Annotated in this window: 20 protein-coding genes; 14 read left to right on the forward strand and 6 right to left on the reverse strand. The window is 69.1% G+C overall.

Annotation, left to right across the window (positions count from 1 at the left end; all coding sequences use genetic code 11):
- Positions 1-277: 277 nt before the first annotated feature.
- Positions 278-652, forward strand: coding sequence for a hypothetical protein (locus tag ACQR3U_RS15100; RefSeq protein WP_033097089.1), 375 nt, complete (start codon positions 278-280; stop codon positions 650-652).
- Here ACQR3U_RS15100 and ACQR3U_RS15105 read toward each other — a convergent pair.
- Together ACQR3U_RS15105 and ACQR3U_RS15110 are read right to left on the reverse strand one after the other, a co-directional pair.
- Positions 630-1340 carry a TIGR03089 family protein gene (locus tag ACQR3U_RS15105; protein WP_230810831.1) on the reverse strand — a complete coding sequence of 237 codons (711 nt, stop codon included), beginning with the start codon at positions 1338-1340 and terminating at the stop codon, positions 630-632. The genes ACQR3U_RS15100 and ACQR3U_RS15105 overlap by 23 nt on opposite strands.
- A gap of 51 nt (positions 1341-1391) precedes the next feature.
- Positions 1392-2885 (reverse strand): LCP family protein, encoded by a 1494-nt coding sequence (locus tag ACQR3U_RS15110; RefSeq protein ID WP_006550196.1) that lies wholly within the window; start codon positions 2883-2885, stop codon positions 1392-1394.
- Between the two features lie 296 nt (positions 2886-3181).
- Between ACQR3U_RS15110 and rfbD the strand changes: the two genes are divergently transcribed.
- Genes rfbD through ACQR3U_RS15130 form a run of 4 tightly spaced genes read left to right on the forward strand, consistent with a single transcriptional unit; the run spans position 3182 to position 6891 of the window.
- On the forward strand, positions 3182-4051 hold the full coding sequence (gene rfbD, locus ACQR3U_RS15115; protein ID WP_006550197.1) for a dTDP-4-dehydrorhamnose reductase: 870 nt from the start codon (positions 3182-3184) through the stop codon (positions 4049-4051).
- 59 nt (positions 4052-4110) lie between these two features.
- Entirely contained in the window at positions 4111-5037 is a 927-nt protein-coding gene (locus ACQR3U_RS15120; RefSeq protein ID WP_051121505.1) for a glycosyltransferase family 2 protein, read from the forward strand.
- Positions 5027-6112 (forward strand): sugar phosphate nucleotidyltransferase, encoded by a 1086-nt coding sequence (locus ACQR3U_RS15125; RefSeq protein ID WP_006550199.1) that lies wholly within the window; start codon positions 5027-5029, stop codon positions 6110-6112. Before ACQR3U_RS15120 ends, ACQR3U_RS15125 begins: the two co-directional genes overlap by 11 nt.
- A 14-nt stretch (positions 6113-6126) precedes the next feature.
- Positions 6127-6891, forward strand: coding sequence for an SGNH/GDSL hydrolase family protein (locus ACQR3U_RS15130; RefSeq protein ID WP_230810830.1), 765 nt, complete (start codon positions 6127-6129; stop codon positions 6889-6891).
- Between the two features lie 87 nt (positions 6892-6978).
- Here ACQR3U_RS15130 and ACQR3U_RS15135 read toward each other — a convergent pair whose 3' ends face one another.
- Genes ACQR3U_RS15135 through cofD form a run of 3 tightly spaced genes read right to left on the reverse strand, consistent with a single transcriptional unit; the run spans position 6979 to position 9892 of the window.
- Entirely contained in the window at positions 6979-7533 is a 555-nt protein-coding gene (locus tag ACQR3U_RS15135; RefSeq protein ID WP_039584813.1) for an NUDIX hydrolase, read from the reverse strand.
- Positions 7534-7535: 2 nt separating this feature from the next.
- Positions 7536-8903, reverse strand: a complete 1368-nt coding sequence (locus tag ACQR3U_RS15140) for a coenzyme F420-0:L-glutamate ligase (protein ID WP_064060266.1) — start codon at positions 8901-8903, stop codon at positions 7536-7538.
- Positions 8903-9892 carry a 2-phospho-L-lactate transferase gene (gene cofD / locus ACQR3U_RS15145; RefSeq protein ID WP_230810829.1) on the reverse strand — a complete coding sequence of 330 codons (990 nt, stop codon included), beginning with the start codon at positions 9890-9892 and terminating at the stop codon, positions 8903-8905. The genes ACQR3U_RS15140 and cofD overlap by 1 nt, the downstream gene beginning before the upstream one ends.
- A 334-nt stretch (positions 9893-10226) precedes the next feature.
- Here cofD and ACQR3U_RS15150 point away from each other — a divergent pair, with 334 nt between their 5' ends.
- Positions 10227-10493, forward strand: a complete 267-nt coding sequence (locus ACQR3U_RS15150; protein WP_167414258.1) for a WhiB family transcriptional regulator — start codon at positions 10227-10229, stop codon at positions 10491-10493.
- 123 nt (positions 10494-10616) lie between these two features.
- On the opposite strand, the gene ACQR3U_RS15155 is transcribed toward ACQR3U_RS15150, so the two are convergent.
- On the reverse strand, positions 10617-11111 hold the full coding sequence (locus ACQR3U_RS15155; protein ID WP_033097091.1) for a metallopeptidase family protein: 495 nt from the start codon (positions 11109-11111) through the stop codon (positions 10617-10619).
- An 87-nt stretch (positions 11112-11198) separates the two neighbouring features.
- On the opposite strand from ACQR3U_RS15155, the gene ACQR3U_RS15160 reads away from it, so the two are divergent.
- The 8 genes from ACQR3U_RS15160 (at position 11199) to ACQR3U_RS15195 (ending at position 18033) form a co-directional block, all read left to right on the forward strand.
- Complete coding sequence (locus ACQR3U_RS15160) at positions 11199-11594, forward strand: DUF3499 domain-containing protein (RefSeq protein ID WP_170318468.1); 396 nt, start codon at positions 11199-11201, stop codon at positions 11592-11594.
- Between the two features lie 76 nt (positions 11595-11670).
- On the forward strand, positions 11671-13041 hold the full coding sequence (locus tag ACQR3U_RS15165; protein WP_019288507.1) for a phosphomannomutase/phosphoglucomutase: 1371 nt from the start codon (positions 11671-11673) through the stop codon (positions 13039-13041).
- 147 nt (positions 13042-13188) lie between these two features.
- A complete protein-coding gene (locus tag ACQR3U_RS15170) occupies positions 13189-14274 on the forward strand; it encodes a hypothetical protein (protein ID WP_033097092.1) in 1086 nt (361 codons plus the stop codon).
- Positions 14274-15551, forward strand: coding sequence for a mannose-6-phosphate isomerase, class I (manA, locus tag ACQR3U_RS15175; RefSeq protein WP_217579629.1), 1278 nt, complete (start codon positions 14274-14276; stop codon positions 15549-15551). The genes ACQR3U_RS15170 and manA overlap by 1 nt, the downstream gene beginning before the upstream one ends.
- Positions 15552-15761: 210 nt before the next feature.
- A complete protein-coding gene (locus tag ACQR3U_RS15180; protein ID WP_230810828.1) occupies positions 15762-17006 on the forward strand; it encodes an alkane 1-monooxygenase in 1245 nt (414 codons plus the stop codon).
- A gap of 2 nt (positions 17007-17008) precedes the next feature.
- Positions 17009-17176, forward strand: a complete 168-nt coding sequence (locus ACQR3U_RS15185; protein ID WP_006550211.1) for a rubredoxin — start codon at positions 17009-17011, stop codon at positions 17174-17176.
- A complete protein-coding gene (locus tag ACQR3U_RS15190; RefSeq protein WP_006550212.1) occupies positions 17173-17358 on the forward strand; it encodes a rubredoxin in 186 nt (61 codons plus the stop codon). The genes ACQR3U_RS15185 and ACQR3U_RS15190 overlap by 4 nt, the downstream gene beginning before the upstream one ends.
- A 69-nt stretch (positions 17359-17427) precedes the next feature.
- Complete coding sequence (locus ACQR3U_RS15195; RefSeq protein ID WP_039584805.1) at positions 17428-18033, forward strand: TetR/AcrR family transcriptional regulator; 606 nt, start codon at positions 17428-17430, stop codon at positions 18031-18033.
- The last annotated feature ends 101 nt before the right edge of the window (positions 18034-18134 follow it).

Here is an 18134-nt window from a genome sequence, read left to right on the forward strand (position 1 = left end):
GGCCAGGGCCAATCGGCCACGTGGGGTCAGATAGGCGTTAGCGTGTGTCATGAGGGCCCTCCGGTAGTCGGGGTGTGTGTGGTAACCACACCGATACCGGAGGTCCTCACCTATCTCGTGGCGGCACGCCGTTCACAACCTGCCTGGGAACTACAACTAGGCCGACGAAGTCGGCAGAGAATCAGGCCGACGAAGTCGGCAGAGGATCGGACCGATCGAGTCGGCGTAGGCTCGAGCCGTGTCGGGACGGGGCCGGAAGCGTGCCAGGGCGATACGGGTGTCGCGCGGGGTCCCGTCGGTGCGGTTCGTCACCGCGCTCGCGACGGTGTGGGGCAGGGCCTGGGGCGGCTCGGTGTCCTTCGACGACGAGTTCGGCTTGTTCGTCTGCAGCGGTATGCGCGGTGGCTTCGCGCGCGGCGGCACCACCGTCGGCGGTGTCTTCCTCACCCGTAGGCCACCGACGCGGGCGCTGCTGCGCCACGAATCCGTACACGCGGACCAGTGGGCCCGTTACGGCATCGGCTTCGCGGTGCGTTATCTGTGGGAGGAACTCCGCAACCCGGGGTCCCGCAACAGGTTCGAGATCGAGGCGGGACTCGCCGATGGCGGCTACCGCGCGGAGCGCGGGATCACCCGTCCAGACGAACCGTGACCTTCTCGCTCGCGACGCGGCGTTCGGTGGCCTCCGGGTCGGGATTGCTCACCTGTACAAGCGACGCCCGGGCCGCGAGCACCGCGAGCAGTCCGGCGACGAGAGCGTCGGGCTGCGACCAGGACCGGGACGACAACACGCGGTCGCCGCTGCCGATACCCGCCGCCGACGCCGACTCCGTGGCGGCAGCGAGCACGTCCGACTGCGAACGTCCGGCGAGCACCGCGTCGCCCGCACCGGAGGATCGGAACTGGTCGCCGTGCATCCGCACGTCCGTCGCATAGTCCGTGATCCCTGGCGGCAGGTCGCGCACGGGGGCACCGAAGGCGTCGAGCGACAACGCCGCGACCTCGGCAACCGTGTCGACCTCGTCCAACCGGTCGGGGGTGACGAGAGCGAGATCGGCATCCGGGTCGGCGTCGAGGACGACCTCGGCCCCTGCCCACCACACGCCCAGCAGGACCGCGGCGCTCTGCCAGTGGGCGGGAAGCAGCACCGCCACCCGACCTCCCGGAAGGACTCCGAACTGGTCGCGAATCATATTGGCCGTCTTGGCAGCCCAGTTGGCGAGGGTGAGCGCCGACAGTTCGATCCGCGCGCCGGTCGCGTCGTCGTACCAGGTGATCCGCGGACCCGCCGGATCTTCGGCGAGGATCGGGTCGAGCAGTGCGTCGGTCAGGGTGGTCACGATGTCCTTCTTCTCGGATTCTGTTCGCGCGACTGTCGGTTCACACAGGTGTCAGTTCACGCAGCGCGGGCCGTCGGAGCCCGCATCGATGGGCGGTGCGGCGGGAGCCGGGGTGGCGGTGCCACCGGCCGGGCTCACGCCGATGTCGGAGGCGGATGCGGCGGTGGACGAACCGGAGTACGACGACGAGCCGGGGCCGGTGTAGTCGCCGGCGAGCACGACCCGCACGGTGCCGGCCGGGAGCGAGGGATCGGACTCGGTGGCGAGACCACCGAGCGCCGCGGCCACCGCGCGGGTCTCGTCGGAGTCCTCATCGGCACCGAAGACCGTCGACGTGCCCACACCGGAACCGGTGTAGTTGCCCACCTCGCCCTCGACGTAGCCCTCCTCGGACAGAGCCGTGGAGACCTGGGAGGCCAGGCCGGACACGGATCCGGCGTTCGCGACGTCGACCGTAACGGTCGACGCGTCGATGTCGGGAGCGGGCACCGGGGTCGAGGTGGTCTCGCTGCCGTCCGGTTCGCGGCCGATCAACTCGGCGACGAAGGAGCGCACCTCGTCCGGATCGACCTGCACGACCGACTCGCCGTAGTCGGTCATCGCGTTGATGTCCTGCACCGGGATCGTCGAGAAGGTCACGTCGCCACCGGCGAGGCCCTGCAACTGCGTCGCGAGCGCCATGATGTCCCAATCGGAGTCGAGCACCACCGAGCGCTGCACTGCGGCGGTCAGCTGACTCACCTTCGACGGGTTGGACAACGTCTTGGCGCTGAGCACCTTCTGTGCCAGCGACGCCATGAACACCTGCTGCCGCACGATCCGGTCGAGATCGCCGCGCGGCAGGTCGTGACGCTGGCGGACGAAGCTCAGTGCGTCCGAACCCTGCAGGGTCTGCTCACCGGCATCGAAACGGGCACCCGACAGCGGCTCGTCGACCGGTGCGTTCAGGCACACCTCGACACCGCCGACGGCGTCGGTGAGCAGCACGAAGCCGAGGAGTCCGACCTCGGCGTAGTGGTCCACCGTCACACCCGTCAGGTCGGCGACCGACTCGATGAGCGCCTCCCGGCCTGCCTGGGTCGATTCCTTCTCGAGTTCGGCCTCGGTCGCGTCGGCGTCCGCTTCGACGAGCTCGGCGCGCCGGTTCGCCTTCGTGGCGCCGTAGGCCGCGTTGATCTTCGACATCCCGATCTCGGGCACCTCGACGTAGGTGTCGCGGGGGATCGACATCGCAGTGGCCGACCGGCCGTCGTTCGGCACGCGGATCAGGATGATCGTGTCGGTGTTGTTCGCTACTTCTTCGCCGGCGCGCAACGCGTCGAGCTCGCGCTGGGAGAGAGGATTGCCGTGCGCGTCGGTGCGGCTGTCCGTGCCCACCAGCAGGATGTCGACGGCGCCGTCCTCGCCGTCGCCGAGGGCCAGGCCGCGGACCGAGGCCAGCGACGACTGCAGCGCGTCGACGCTGCGCCACGCCGCACCGGTGACGACCAGCACGAGGCACGCCGCGATCGCGACGGCGATCTGCCACGGCCTTCCGCTGTACACCCGTGCCTCCGCCGGTGCTCCGGGGCTGCGTGAGGGGGGCTCGCGACGCGCGGAACGCCGGGACTGCCGGGGACCGGGATCCGACCCGTACCTGCCGTCGGCAGCTGTCGGATCGCCCGCGCGGGTGCGACGTCCCGTGGGGGCGGGACGTCGGCCGGTGCGGCGACGCGGCTCTGGCGGCACCTGGTACTCCTCCTGTGGGTGGTACGGGGTCTGTGGATGTACCTCTCGGTTGAAGGCTACTGGTGGGGACGCTCGCCCGGCGCGCACCACTCCGGCGTGCCAGACTTCTCCGAGTGCGTAGCGTTCTCGTCACCGGAGCCCGTGGCCAGCTCGGCCGTCATCTCGTGAACCGCGGCACCGCGGCGGGGATACCGATCCGCGGTGTCGGATCGTCCGAGGTGGACATCACCGATCCACAGGCCGTGGCCGCCGCGGTCGAACCGGGATCCGTGGTGATCAACGCCGCCGCGTACACCGCCGTCGACGCGGCCGAGACCGACGAGGACCGGGCCGCTGTGGTGAACGGCACGGGCCCGGGCGTGTTGGCCGCCGTCTGTGCCGACAAAGGTGCCCGTCTCGTCCATGTCTCCACCGACTACGTCTTCGCCGGCGACGCGACCGAGCCCTACTGCGTGGACGCGCCGACCGGCCCGCGCACGGCCTACGGCCGCACCAAACTCGCCGGTGAACGGGCGGTGCTGGAGGTGCTTCCCACCGCGCACGTCGTGCGCACCGCCTGGGTGTACACCGGCGACGGCAACGACTTCGTCGCGACCATGCGGCGGCTCGAAGGCGAGCGGGAGACCCTGCGCGTCGTCGACGACCAACGCGGTTGCCCCACCTACGCGCGCGACCTGGCCGACGGACTGATCGAACTCGCCGAGCACGGTGACCGGATCCCCGGTGGGATTCTGCATGCCACGAACGCCGGAGAAGCGACGTGGTTCGACCTCGCCCGGGCGGTCTTCGAGGAGATCGGCGCCGACCCGGAGCGGGTGCAACCCTGTGGCAGCGACGAGTTCGTCCGCCCCGCGCCGCGGCCGGCCTATTCGGTGCTCGACGACAGTGCCTGGATCGGTGCCGGCCTGACGCGCTTCCGTCCGTGGCGGGAGGCACTGCACGAGGCGATCGCCGGTAGCGGAACCGTGCCGCCCGCGCGATGACGTGGGAGGAAACGGCCCGTGAGGTGTCGCACACCGTCGAGGTCGCTAAGGTGACCGGCGTGGATTCGACGCTGGCCGTGGTGACGGTGACCTATTCGCCCGGTGAGCACCTCGAGAACTTTCTCACCTCGCTCACCTCCGCGACCGTTCTGCCGACGCAGGTGATCCTGGCCGACAACGGTTCGATCGACGGTGCTCCCGAGGCCGCCGAGGCGGCACACGAGAACGTGCGACTGCTCCGGACCGGGGGAAACATCGGATACGGCGGGGCGATCAATCGCGCGGTCGCCGAGATCGACCCGTCCGCGGAGTTCGTGATCGTCGCGAACCCGGACGTCCGGTGGCACCCCGGTTCGATCGACGAACTGCTCGAGGCGGCGCGTCGCTGGCCGCGAGCCGGCTCGCTCGGGCCGCTGATCCACGAACCCGACGGAAGCGTCTACCCCTCGGCACGCACCGTCCCCACCCTCGCCTCCGGTGCCGGTCACGCGCTGCTCGGCACCGTCTGGCCGGCCAATCCGTGGACGCGTCGCTACCGGCAGGAGAACGAGGAGATCAGCGAACGCCCCGTGGGCTGGCTGTCCGGATCGTGCCTGCTGCTACGGCGAGCGGCCTTCGATTCGATCGACGGCTTCGATTCGCGGTACTTCATGTACATGGAGGACGTGGACCTGGGCGACCGGCTCGGACGAGCGGGCTGGCTCAACGTGTACGTGCCGTCCGCGGTGGTCACGCACGCCAAGGGCCACGCGGCCGGACGGCACCCCGAACTGATGCTTCCGGCACATCATGAGAGTGCCTACCGCTTCCAGGCGGACCGTCACCCCCACGGGTGGCAGGCACCGCTGCGGTGGGCTCTGCGGGCCGGGCTCGCGGTGCGATCGCGAGTGGCGGTCGCAGCGGCCGTGCGGGAGCGTCGGAACGGGAGGACCGACCGGAACATTCGGGTCGGCACGACAGTGAACAGGGGAGACGATGACGAGTGAGTCGGCACCGCACACCGATGCGGTGATTCTGGTCGGCGGACAGGGCACGCGGCTACGCCCGTTGACGCTGTCGGCACCCAAGCCGATGCTGCCCACCGCGGGGGTGCCTTTCCTCACCCATCTGCTCGCGCGGATCCGTGAGGCAGGCATCAAACACGTCGTCCTCGGCACCTCGTTCAAGGCCGAGGTCTTCGAGCAGCACTTCGCCGACGGTTCCGACTTCGGGCTCGAGATCGAGTACGTCACCGAGACCGAGCCGCTCGGCACCGGCGGCGGTATCCGCAACGTGCTGCCGAGGCTGCGCGCCGACAACGTGATGGTCTTCAACGGCGACGTGCTCGGTGGCACCGATCTCGGTGCGGTGCTCGACACCCACGTGCGGACCGAGGCGGACGTGACCCTGCACCTGGTGCGGGTGAGCGATCCGCGTGCCTTCGGCTGTGTGCCGACCGACGAGGACGGCCGGGTGACCGCCTTCCTCGAGAAGACTCAGGATCCGCCGACCGATCAGATCAACGCCGGTTGCTACGTCTTCCGCCGCGAGATCATCGAGCAGATCCCCGAAGGCCGTCCGGTGTCGGTGGAGCGCGAGGTGTTCCCGGCGCTGCTGACCGAGGGCAAGAAGGTGTTCGGGCACGTCGACGCGGCCTATTGGCGCGACATGGGAACCCCGGAGGATTTCGTCCGCGGCTCGGCCGATCTGGTCCGCGGTATCGCTCCGTCCCCGGCGCTCCCGCCGCAGCGCGGCGAGTCGCTCGTGCATCCGGGTGCCTCCGTGGCCCCGGGCGCCCTGCTCATCGGGGGCACGGTCGTCGGCCGCGGCGCCGAGATCGGTGCGGGTGCCCGCCTGGACGGCGCGGTGATCTTCGACGGTGCGCGGGTCGAGGCCGGTGCGGTGGTCGAACGGAGCATCATCGGTTTCGGTGTACGGGTCGGTCCGCGGGCCTTGATCCGCGACGGTGTGATCGGTGACGGCGCCGATATCGGTGCGCGATGCGAGCTGCTGCGCGGTGCCCGGGTGTGGCCGGGAGTGAAGATCCCCGACGGCGGTATCCGGTTCAGTACCGACGTGTGAGTCGAGAGGTCGAAGTGGGTTTCGAAAGATACGTGGCCCTCGGTGATTCGTTCACCGAGGGAGTCGGCGACCCGGATCCGGCGCGTGCCAACGGGCTGCGCGGTTGGGCCGATCTCGTCGCCAGTGAGCTGGCGCGGCACTCGGAGAGCTTCGCGTACGCGAACCTCGCCATCCGGGGCCGGTTGCTGCGACCGATCATCGACGAGCAGCTCGAGACCGCCGTGGCGATGCGTCCCGATCTCGTGACGATCTATGCCGGCGGCAACAACCTCATGCGTCCGAAGCTCGACCTCGACGCGCTCGCGGCGGAATACGACGAGGCGATCGGCAAGCTCGCCGCGACCGGCGCCCGCATCCTGATGTGGACGGCCTACGACGGCAGCTGGGCGCCGGTCTTCGGGATGCTGCGCGGCCGCTGGGCCGTGTACAACGAACTCGTCCGGGCGATCGCCGATCGACACGGGGCGACCATCGTCGACTTCTGGCGGTTCGACGAGTACCGCGATCTGCGCATGTGGGACTTCGACCGGCTGCACATGTCCGCGGCCGGCCACCACAACATGGCGATCCGCGTGCTCGATCTGTTGGGCGTCGCACACGGTCTCGGACCGGTGGAGTTCGACGAGGCACCCGTCCTCACACGGGCCCAGGAACGCGCCGCGGACCGCGCGTGGATGCGCGAGTTCCTCGTCCCCTGGGTGGGCCGGCGGCTGCGCGGAGTATCCTCCGGCGACGGCATCACCCCGAAATACCCCGACCTCGGCCCTGTCCGGTTCTGACCTCACGGCCCGGTTCCGACCTCACGCTCGTCCCGGCAACCCACCGGGACGAGCGTGGTCGTCTCAGGCCCGTCGGGCCGCGGCGTCTCAGGCCCGTCGGGCCGCGGCGAGCCGGACCATGTGCGCGATGGTCTCGTGCTCGGCCTCCGACGGAAGCGCGTCGACGGGCCACCACTGCAGGTCGGTGGATTCGTCGCTGCGCACCGGCCGGGCACCGACGGGTGCGGTCACCAGGAACCGCAGGTCGAGGTGACGGGTGGGCACGCCGAGGGAGCACGTGATCGGATGCGTGTGCGCCGACAGCAGTTCCGGATCGATCACCAGATCGGCGATGCCGGATTCCTCGGTGGCCTCGCGCAGGGCCGCGTCGACGACCGTGTCGTCCGACGGCTCGCAGTGACCGCCGAGCTGGATCCACCGCCCCACCCGCGGATGCAGGGTGAGCAACACGTTGCGGTGGTCGGCGTCGAGCACGATCGACGACGCCGTGATGTGGCCGGGCACGTGTTCGCGCAGGCACCCGTCGGGCGCCGAATCGAGGAACGCCAGCATCGTGTGCCGCAGCGATTCGGCGTCTTCCGAGTCGGTGCGCCAGGCGGTGAGCCGGTCGATCGCCGAGGCGTGCAGGGAACGCGCCGACACGACTACAGCTCCACGAGGGCGTCGCCCGGGTCCGCGGGTTCGCGCGGTTCCGGTTCGGTGAGCGGGTAACCGACGGCGACCGCCCCGAGCGGCGACCACTCGGCGGGAAGACCGAGTTCCTCGCGGACCACCTCGGGAGCGAAGATCGTCGAACCGATCCAGCAGCTGCCGAGCCCGCGGGTGGCCAGGGACACGAGCAGGCCCTGCACCGCGGCGCCGGCGGCGACGGTGAACATCGTCGCCTCGGCCGCGGTGCGACGGGCATCCGGATAGTGGTGTGCGCCGTCGGGCACCCAGAAGGGGACGATCACCTCGGGTGCGTCGTAGAGGATCGCGCCGCGGGAGATCCGGCGTTCGACGGCCACCGGGTCGAGTCCGTCGCCGTGGAGATCCTCGGCCCACCTGTCGCGCATGCGGTCGAGGAGCCGGCGGCGCACCTGCTCGGTGCGCACCCACACGAACCGGACCGGACGGGTGTGATGAGGTGCGGGTGCGGTGAGGGCCTCGGCGACCGCCTCGCGCAGATCCTCGGGATCGACGGGCTCGGAGGCGAACTGCCGCACCGACCGGCGCAGCAGCAGCGCCTCGCGCCGACCGCGTTCGAGAGCCTCCTCGGTGCCGAGCCAGAACAGGTCGTCCTCGCCGCTGCGGATCAGGGCGCGGGCGGTGGATCCGTCGTCGGGCAGGCCGAGTCCGCGTACCACGGCGACGGGCACACCGCCGAGCTTGCCCTTGACCAGATCGCCTGCGGCGGCGATCTCGTCGGCGACCGCCACGGACGTCACCTGCAGTTCGTTGCCCTGCGAGTCGTGGGAGCCGGCGTAGCCGTGCAGGACTGGAAGCCCGGACGAGCCGATCGCGGCGTCGGTCTGGCCGTTGCGCCAGGCGCGGCCCATGGTGTCGGTGACCACCACGGCGACCCGGACGCCGAGCAGCGCACCGATCCGTTCGCGGAGCGCCGCTGCGCTCGCATCGGGGTTCTCGGGCAGCAGCGCGAGTTCGGCGCTGTCGACATTGGATCCGTCGATGCCGGAGGCTGCCTGCACGATGCCGAGCTTGTTCTCGGTGATGAGGGTGCGGCCCTTGCGTGCCAGCACGCGCACCGCTTCCTGGTTCACCAGGCGCCGGCGGAGCGCGTCGCGGGCGTCGGGATCGGTGGGCGCGGCCACGATCCGTCCCTCGACCTTCGAGACCACTTTGCTGGTGACGACGAGGACGTCCCCGTCGGCCAGCCACGGTGCGGCCTGCGCGACGGCTGCGGCCAGGTCGTCGCCGGGCCGGAATTCGGGAAGCCCGGCGACGGGCAGGATCTCGATCGGGCCGCCCGGCGCGTGGTCGCGCACTGCAGGGTCGGCGACGGCGTCCGGCATCACAGGGTCACTCCGGCGAGGTCGAGGGCGGCGCGGGCCATCTCGGCCGTCGCGTCGGTGTCGGTCATGAGCAGGGGAACGGATCGGACCTCGACGCCTGGCACCTCGGCGTTGTCGGTCGAGTGCACGAGCCAGCCGTCGAGAATGCCTGTGCCCGAGCGGGCGCCGTAGTACCGGCCGACCGCCTCGGCGGTGGTCTCCACTCCGATGACGTCCAGGCACGCATCGGCCATGCCGCGCAGGGGCTTGCCGTCGATGACGGGGGACAGGCCGACGACCTTCGCCGACGTGGTGCGCAGCGCCCCACGGATACCGGGGATCGCGAGGATCGCTCCGACGCTCACGACGGGGTTCGACGGGGCCAGAACGACGGCGTCGGCGTTCTCGATCGCCTCGAGCACACCGGGAGCGGGCTCTGCCTCTTCTGCGCCGATGTGGGCGAAGCTGTGGGTGGGCACCTGGGCGCGGTGGCGGACCCACCATTCCTCGAAGTGCACGGCCCGCTGTTCACCGTCCTCGGGATCGGTGATGACGACGTGGGTCTCGCTGCGGTCGTCGGAGACCGGCAGCAGGGTCACACCCGGCTTCCACCGCGTGCACAGTGCTTCGGTGATCGCGGAGAGCGGATAGCCGGTCCGCAGCATCTGCGTCCGGATGAGGTGGGTGGCGATGTCGCGGTCGCCGAGACCGAACCAGTCGGGGATCGCCCCGTAGGCGGCGAGTTCCTCCTTGGTGTTCCAGGTCTCACCGGCGCGGCCCCAGCCGCGTTCGGTGTCGATCCCACCGCCGAGGGTGTACATGCAGGTGTCGAGATCCGGACAGATCCTCAGGCCGTGCATCCACACGTCGTCGCCGACGTTGACGATCGCGGTGATGCGGTGTGCCGCGTCCGGATTCGGCTCCACGCCCGGAGAAATATCGAGAAGCCGGCGCAAACCTGAGAGAAAACGCGCCCCACCGACACCTCCGACCAATACAGTCACATTCACGGCCCAAGCCTAAGCGGTGCGTCGCCTACCCGGTCGAGCACCGTCCGAAACGCGTTTCGGCAAAGCGGCCGATGATATGTGAACAACGCCGCTCCGCTTGACCGCGACACACCCGAAGTGTCTAATCACATACATGTCATTCGATAATCGAATTCGAGATCCCTTGCGGTGAACCCGCATTCGAACGAGTATTCGAAGGATGGCAGCGGGTTGATCCCCGGTCATGATTCGGCGCTGCAGGTGAGGAGGGACAATGGCCGGCGAGCGCGACAGCTTCGAGCTCACTCGAAGCGATACTGAAGTCGAGGCCGTCTGTGACTACCCGGACGTCGGGGTGCCCGTCCTGAGTTTGATCTCGGGATTCGGTGACCCAGCGGACGGCGAGGAGCAGTGGCAGGAGCGTGCGCTCTGTGCGCAGACCGATCCGGAGGCATTCTTCCCCGAGAAGGGTGGCTCCACCAGAGAGGCCAAGCGCATCTGCATGGGGTGTGAGGTCCGGGACGAATGTCTCGAATACGCTCTCGCTCACGACGAGCGGTTCGGTATCTGGGGCGGGCTCTCCGAGAGGGAACGCCGTCGCCTCAAGCGCGGAATAGTCTGACGAGGAGTTCGGCCCGGTACGGGGAGTGCGGGACCGTGTGAAACACCGAATCGGATGACGAAGGCCGGGTTGCGGCCGTGGGGGACGAGCAACCCGGCCTTCGTCATGTATCCGGAACGTTTCTCAGTCCTCGTCGTCCTCGTCGAGTGTCGGATCCACCACTTCCGGTTCGACGCCGAGATAGGTGGCCACCTGGTGCACGAGGACGTCGTGCACCAGATCCGTCAGATCGTCCGGATCCTTCGCGCGCACCTCGAGAGGTCGGCGGAACAACACGATCCGCGCCCGGGTGGCAGCGCCTCGTCGATCGATCCCCGCCGGCACGAGCCGGGACAGCGGCACCGGCCCGTCGGCAACCACCTCGTCCGGCCAGTTGACCGAGTCGGGGTCGCGTGCCCGGATCTTCGGGACCTCGTCGACGGCGATGTCGAGCTTGGTGAGGCGGTCGTGCCAGCGCGCGTCGATCGGCGCGAACGCCCCCAATACGAGCAGGTCGAATTTCTCTGCGCGTGTCTTCCACGCCGGCAGGCTCTGCGGGAACAGGGGACCGCGGATTCCCCTGCCGCGGCGTGCCACGGCACGGGACGACACAGGGCGGGAACGTCGTGCGCGGACCATGCCATGGACACTACGACACGAAAATCGCTCCACCCATTCGGTGTGTCCGAATAGTCCTGGCGCGTCCGGCGCGCTACGCTCCCAGTCGTGAGAACACTGCGTCGATGCTGCCGGCCTGGGTGCAAGAACCCTGCTGTTGCGACGCTGACCTACGTGTACTCGGACTCCACTGCCGTTGTCGGTCCCTTGGCGACCGTCGCGGAACCGCACTCGTGGGATCTCTGCGAGATGCACGGTTCGCGCATCACGGCACCCAAGGGCTGGGAACTCGTCCGATACGAGGGAGCGTTCTCGTCGGCCACCCCCGACGAGGACGATCTGACCGCCCTCGCCGAGGCCGTACGCGAGGCCGGTCTGGGGGAGCGTTCCCGTTCCGACGCGAGCGACGACGACGCCGAGCAACCCCAACGGGCCGTCGTGCCTCCCACCGCACGCACCGGCCGACGCGGTCACCTGCGTGTTCTTCCCGATCCCACGTCCTGAGCCGTTCGCACTAGGCTGAGCGAGTGCGATGTCGCGGAGGACGGTATCGCACGAGTCGAGTTCAGGAGCTAATACAGTGGCGAGAGCTGCCGAGTCGGTGTCAGCAGTCATCAAGGCCTACGACGTACGGGGTGTCGTCGGAGAGCAGATCGACGAAGAGTTCGTCCGCGAGGTCGGAGCGTCGTTCGCACGCCTGTTGCGCAGTGAGGGCAGCGCGGACCGTGTGGTGATCGGGCACGACATGCGCGCCTCGTCCCCCTCGCTCTCGCAGGCCTTCGCCGACGGGGTCACCGCCCAGGGACTCGACGTGGTGCTGATCGGCCTCGCATCCACCGACCAGCTCTACTTCGCGTCGGGCCTGCTCGACGCACCCGGCGCGATGTTCACGGCCAGCCACAATCCCGCGAAGTACAACGGCATCAAGCTCTGCCGTGCCGGTGCCAAGCCCGTCGGTCAGGACACCGGTCTGGCGCAGATCTCCGCCGACCTCGTCGAGGGGGTGCCCGCCTACGACGGCGAGCGCGGCAACATCACCGAGCAGGACGTCCTCGAGGACTACGCCTCGTTCGTCCGCGGCCTGGTCGATCTCGCGGAGATGCGTCCGCTGAAGGTGGCGGTCGACGCCGGCAACGGCATGGGAGGCCACACCGTCCCCGCCGTCTTCGGTGCCCTGCCCGTCGATCTCGTGCCGCTGTACTTCGAACTCGACGGCACCTTCCCGAACCACGAGGCCAACCCCCTCGACCCCGCCAACCTCGTCGACCTCCAGCGTCTGGTCGTCGAGTCCGGTGCCGACGTGGGCCTGGCCTTCGACGGCGACGCCGACCGCTGCTTCGTCGTCGACGAGCGCGGCGAGCCGGTCACCCCGTCCGCGGTCACGGCGCTCGTCGCCGCCCGCGAACTCGCCAAGGAACCCGGCTCGACGATCATCCACAACCTCATCACCTCGCGCGTGGTGCCCGAACTCGTCGCCGAGCAGGGCGGCAAGCCGGTGCGCACCCGGGTCGGGCATTCGTTCATCAAGCAGCAGATGGCCGAGACCGGTGCCGTCTTCGGCGGGGAACACTCGGCGCACTACTACTTCCGCGACTTCTGGGGTGCCGACTCCGGCATGCTCGCGGCGCTGCACGTCCTCGCCGCACTCGCCTCGCAGGACGGTCCGCTCTCCGAGTTGATGAGCTCCTACAACCGGTACGCGGCGTCGGGCGAGATCAACTCGACGGTCGCCGATGCTGCCGAGCGCACCGAGGCCGTCGTCGCGGCGTTCGAGGACCGCGCGGTCTCGATCGACCGGCTCGACGGTGTCACCGTCGACCTGCCCGACAACGCATGGTTCAACCTGCGTGCGTCCAACACCGAGCCGTTGCTGCGGCTCAACGTGGAGGCCCGCACGGACGGTGAGGTCGAGGCATTGGTGAAGGAGATCCTTTCCGTCGTTCGTGCGTAGGCGGAGGGACAACGGGAATAATCGAAGTGCCGGGACAGGTCGTGCCGGTGTCGGTTCGGCGGAGCACCGATCTCGGGTCGGTGGCCCCACCGGGCCCTGTCAGCCGGCTCGCCGAGGTCGCGGCGGCGGAAGGAAGGTGATGCGGTCGTGACGGCACCCTCACCGCTGTTCGACTTCGACGATGCGGGCGGTGTTCTCGCCGCCGATGTCGACGGCATCCTCAGGAGCGCGGCCCTCGGCGGCGCCCAGATCCGCGCGGTCGCCGCGGCGGTCGACGAAGGTCTGCTCGGCCGGCTCACCGACATGCACCCCCGCAGTGTGGTCTTCGTCGGCACCGACGCCCGCGCCCGCTCGGCCGCGGAACTGGTCGTCGCGATGTTCGGTGGGCAGGCCGGTGTACCGCTGATCTCCGCGCCGACCACACCGCCGTGGGTCGGCGCGCTCGATGTCGTGGTGGTCTCGGGAAACGACGCCGGCGATCCAGAGTTGGCGCGCAGCATCGACGCCGGACTGCGTCGCAGCGCTGAGGTCGTCGTCGACGCCCCCGACGAAGGTCCGGTGCGGGCGGTCTCGGCCGGTCGCGCGATGTTGTTGCCGCCGCGCGTCCGGGTCCAGACCCGGTACGTGCTCGCCCGGCACGTCGCGGTGTTCTGTGCGGTGCTCGGCGTGTTGCAGCGCGCCGTCCGGATCACCGGTGTCCCGCCGCTCGCCGAGGTCGCCGACACGGCCGACGAGGAAGCGGCGCGCAATCATCCGGCGAACGAGGTCTTCCACAATCCCGCAAAGTCGCTCGCGGTGCGCATGCAGTCGCGTCGCGTGGCGTTCGCGGGAGACTCCGCCGCGACGACGGTGCTCGCACGGCACGCGTCGGAGGCCCTGCTCCAGGAGGCGGGTGTGGTCGCCGGCGCTGCGGCACTGAGCGACGTGCTGGTCGCGCGCGACCGGCTCACGAATGTGGTCACCGCGAGCGGTGAGAACTACGACCCGTTCTTCCACGACGAGGAGCTGGACGGACCGGCGCCGATCGCACCGGCACGGGTGTTCGTGCTCAGCACCGACCCCGACCGCTCGGCGGCGCAGCGCAGGACGGCGGCACTTCCGGATGTGGAATTGATGTCCGTGATCGGAGAATTCGAATCGAGCACGGTTCCGACCGTGCTGGAACAGGTGGCAGTGTTGACCGTCCGCACAGAGATGGCGGCCGCATATCTCGGATTGGCAGGGGGGAGATAGTGCACCGACTCGAAGGTGCGGTGCGCTCGTACGCCTGGGGATCGCGGACCGCGATCGCCACCCTGCGTGGCCGCAATGTGCCGTCCCATCATCCCGAGGCCGAGTTGTGGCTCGGTGCGCACCCGGCCGATCCCGCCAGGCTGGTGGATCCGGACGGCGACGAGCACTCGCTGCTCGACGTGTTGTCGGCCGATCCGCAGCGACACCTCGGTGATCGCACGGTGGGGGCGTTCGGTCCCCGCCTGCCCTTCCTGCTCAAGCTACTGGCGGCGGAGGAGCCGCTGTCGCTGCAGGCGCATCCCAGCGCCGGCCAGGCGGCCGAGGGCTTCGCTCGTGAGGAAGCACTCGGCATCCCGATCGACTCGCCCGTCCGCAACTACAAGGACGCCAGCCACAAGCCCGAACTCGTGGTGGCGCTGACCCGGTTCGAGGCCCTGGCCGGCTTCCGTGACCCGAAACGGACCGTGGAGCTGTTCGAGGCGCTGGCCGTGCCGGAACTCGACCCCTATGTGGGACTGCTCGCGGGCCAACCCGATTCGAGCGGTCTGCGGGCGCTGTTCACCACCTGGATCACGTTGCCCCCGCCCGCTCTCGCAGCGTTGCTGCCGCGTGTGCTCGACGGTTGCGTCACCTATCTCGCGGCCGGACGGGACGGCGAACGCGATTTCGTTCCGGAGGTACGCACGGCCCTGCAGCTGGCGGACTTCTATCCCGGCGACGCCGGAGTGCTCGCCTCGCTGCTGCTCAACCGCATCACCCTGCAGCCGGGCGAGGGCCTGTACCTCGACGCGGGAAATCTGCACGCCTACCTGCACGGCATGGGTGTCGAGGTCATGGCGAACTCCGACAACGTGCTGCGCGGTGGTCTCACCCCGAAGCACGTGGACGTGCCCGAACTGCTGCGGGTGCTCGACTTCGGTGCGGCCTCGGTGCCGATTCTCGAAGCCGTGCCGGAGGCCTCGGCGGAGACCGGGTCGGGGCAGAGTCCGATCGAACGCCGCTACCGCACCCCGGCACCGGAGTTCGCGTTGTCCCGCATCGATCTCGGCGCGGGCGACGCCCTCGGGGTCGGTGCCGACGGACCACAGATCCTGCTGTGCACCGCAGGCGATGCCCGCGTCGAGTGCGACGGCGAGTCGGTGACGCTGAGGCCCGGCGACTCGGCGTGGTTGTCGGCGTGCGACCGGAATCCGACCGTCCACGGTTGTGCCGCGGACACCCAGGTCTTCCGGGCCCGGCTCGGGGAGATGCCGGGATCGGCGACCGACGAGTCCTGAAGCAGAGTCCCGGTAGGGACGGAATCGAACCGAAGGCGAGCCCGCACGGGCTCGCCTTCGTCGTTTCCGGATGCACCTTCGTGAGATTTACAAAATCGGCTATATGTCTAGACCTAGGACGAACAGTGGCCTAGAGTCAAGATATGAGTGGTGTGCGTCACTGTGCGGTGGCGTGCCCGGCGCCATCAACGGTGATGAAGGAGACCCGACATGAGTACGGCATCCGCGGATTCGGTGGATCGACCCGACCTTCAGTGGCGCGACCGGAAACGCCATCTGTGGCTTCTGGGGCTGGTGCCCCCGACGGCGCTGTTCGTCGCCGCCGCCCTGGTGTGGGGCGGTAACGAACTCGGGCTGCAGAGCGTCACCCCGGTCCTGTGGTGGATAGGCCCCCTGCTGATCTACGTCCTCGTCCCGCTGCTCGACCTGTTCGTCGGCCCCGACGGCGAGAACCCACCCGACGAGTTGTTCGAGCAACTCGAGAACGACCGCTTCTACCGCTACTGCACCTACCTCTACTTGCCCTTCCAGTTCGCGTCGCTGGTCTTCGCCTGCTACCTCTGGTCGGCCGACGACCTGTCCTGGCTCGGCATCGACGGCGGGCTCGGCGTGATGTCGAAGATCGGACTCGCGATCTCGGTCGGCGTGGTCGCGGGCATCGGTATCAACACGGCACACGAACTCGGCCACAAGAAGATCGAATTCGAACGGCGACTGTCGAAGTGGGCGCTCGCCCCGTCGTTCTACGGGCACTTCTACATCGAGCACAATCGCGGCCACCACGTGCGGGTCGCCACCCCGGAGGATCCGGCCTCTGCCCGGTTCGGGGAGAGCTTCTGGCGATTCCTGCCCCGCAGCGTCGTCGGCAGCCTGCGGTCGGCGTGGCGCCTCGAACGGGCCCGCCTCGAACGGCTCGACAAGCCGGTGTGGAGCGTGCACAACGACGTCCTCAACGCGTGGGCGATCTCCGTCGCGCTGTACGCGGTGCTCCTCGGTGTCTTCGGTCTGTCGATCGCGCCGTATCTCGTGATCCAGGCGGTGTTCGGGTTCTCGTTGCTCGAGGCCGTGAACTATCTCGAGCACTACGGTCTGCTGCGGCAGAAGACCGCGAAGGGGCGCTACGAGCGCTGCTCGCCCACGCACAGCTGGAACAGTGACCACCTGGTGACGAACATCTTCCTGTACCACCTGCAGCGGCACAGCGACCATCACGCCAACCCCACGCGGCGCTACCAGACCCTGCGCAGCATGGAGATCTCACCGCAACTGCCCGCGGGTTACGCGACGATGATCACCCTCGCCTACATCCCGCCGCTGTGGCGCAAGGTCATGGACCACCGCGTGCTCGACCACTACGACGGCGACATCACCCGCGTCAACATCGAACCGCGTCGACGCGAGAAGATCCTGGCCCGCTACGGAGCATCGGATCCCACTACTGCGGAAGGGGAGTGATCGTGGCGTCCTACCGCTGTCCCGTCTGTGAGTTCGTGTACGACGAGACCGCCGGCGTTCCCCGTGAGGGCTTTCCGGCCGGCACCCCTTGGTCCGACGTGCCCGACGACTGGCCGTGTCCCGACTGCGGAGTCCGGGAGAAGACCGATTTCGAGGAGTACACCCAGTGAGTGCCGACTACCGTCTGTTCCGTTGTCTCGTCTGCGGATTCGAATACGACGAGGCCGAAGGGTGGCCCGACGAGGGTATCGGACCCGGCACCCGGTGGGAGGACATCCCCGACGACTGGTCGTGCCCGGACTGCGGCGCCGCCAAGGCCGACTTCGAGATGGTCGAGATCGTCCGCCGGTGAACCGCTGCACGGGGGATCACTACCCGTCTTGCTTTGACGAGCACATCCGTGCGTGAGAGCGTTCCCACCATGCCGAACGCGCGGGTTCCCTTCCACGAGGCAAGTCGGGTGCTGCTGCGCTCGACGATCCTCGACGCCATGCGCGAGCTGCTACACGAACGCGACTGGTCGGCCGTCACCATGAGCGACGTCGCCCGAGCCGCCGGTATCAGCCGGCAGACCCTGTACAAGGAGTTCTCCTCCCGGCAGGGGCTCGCCCAGGGATATGCGCTGCGTCTGGTCGACGAGTTCGTCGATGCGGTGGCCGATTCGGTGTACGCCCACGTCGGCGACGCGCGGGCCGCGCTCGTGGACGGATTCACCTTCTTCTTCGAGGCGTCCGCCGCCGACCCCCTGGTGCAGTCGCTGCTGAGCGGGGAGGCCAAACCCGACCTGCTGCGGTTGATCACCACCGACGCCGCCCCCATCCTCGAGCGGGGCGCCGGTCGCCTCACGGAGACCTTCCACCACAGCTGGATCGCGGCGTCCGAATCCGACGCGGGGATCCTCGCGCGCGCTGTCGTGCGGGTCGCGCTGAGCTTCGTCTCGATGCCCCCGGCCTCGGGGCGTGATGTCGCCGCCGACCTCGCCGATCTGCTCGTGCCGTTCGTCGAACGGGCCGCCATACGCGGTTGACGTCCGGGCGTCGTACCGGAAGGTGCGGCGGACGGATCCCGTCGGGGGACGATCTGCCGGGCCTCTTCTTGCGCAGGTTGTATAGCCTGGAACCAACATCG

It is taken from the genome of Rhodococcus sp. IEGM1339 (assembly GCF_050321925.1).
Lineage (GTDB): Bacteria > Actinomycetota > Actinomycetes > Mycobacteriales > Mycobacteriaceae > Rhodococcus > Rhodococcus pyridinivorans.

Excerpts from the sequence above, each read along its gene's own strand:
- ACQR3U_RS15125 (WP_006550199.1), top strand. The coding sequence starts at position 5,027 with ATGACGAGTGAGTCGGCACCGCACACCGATGCGGTGATTCTGGTCGGC.
- ACQR3U_RS15140 (WP_064060266.1), bottom strand. The coding sequence starts at position 8,903 with ATGCCGGACGCCGTCGCCGACCCTGCAGTGCGCGACCACGCGCCGGGC.
- ACQR3U_RS15155 (WP_033097091.1), bottom strand. The coding sequence starts at position 11,111 with ATGGTCCGCGCACGACGTTCCCGCCCTGTGTCGTCCCGTGCCGTGGCA.
- ACQR3U_RS15180 (WP_230810828.1), top strand. The coding sequence starts at position 15,762 with ATGAGTACGGCATCCGCGGATTCGGTGGATCGACCCGACCTTCAGTGG.
- ACQR3U_RS15195 (WP_039584805.1), top strand. The coding sequence starts at position 17,428 with ATGCCGAACGCGCGGGTTCCCTTCCACGAGGCAAGTCGGGTGCTGCTG.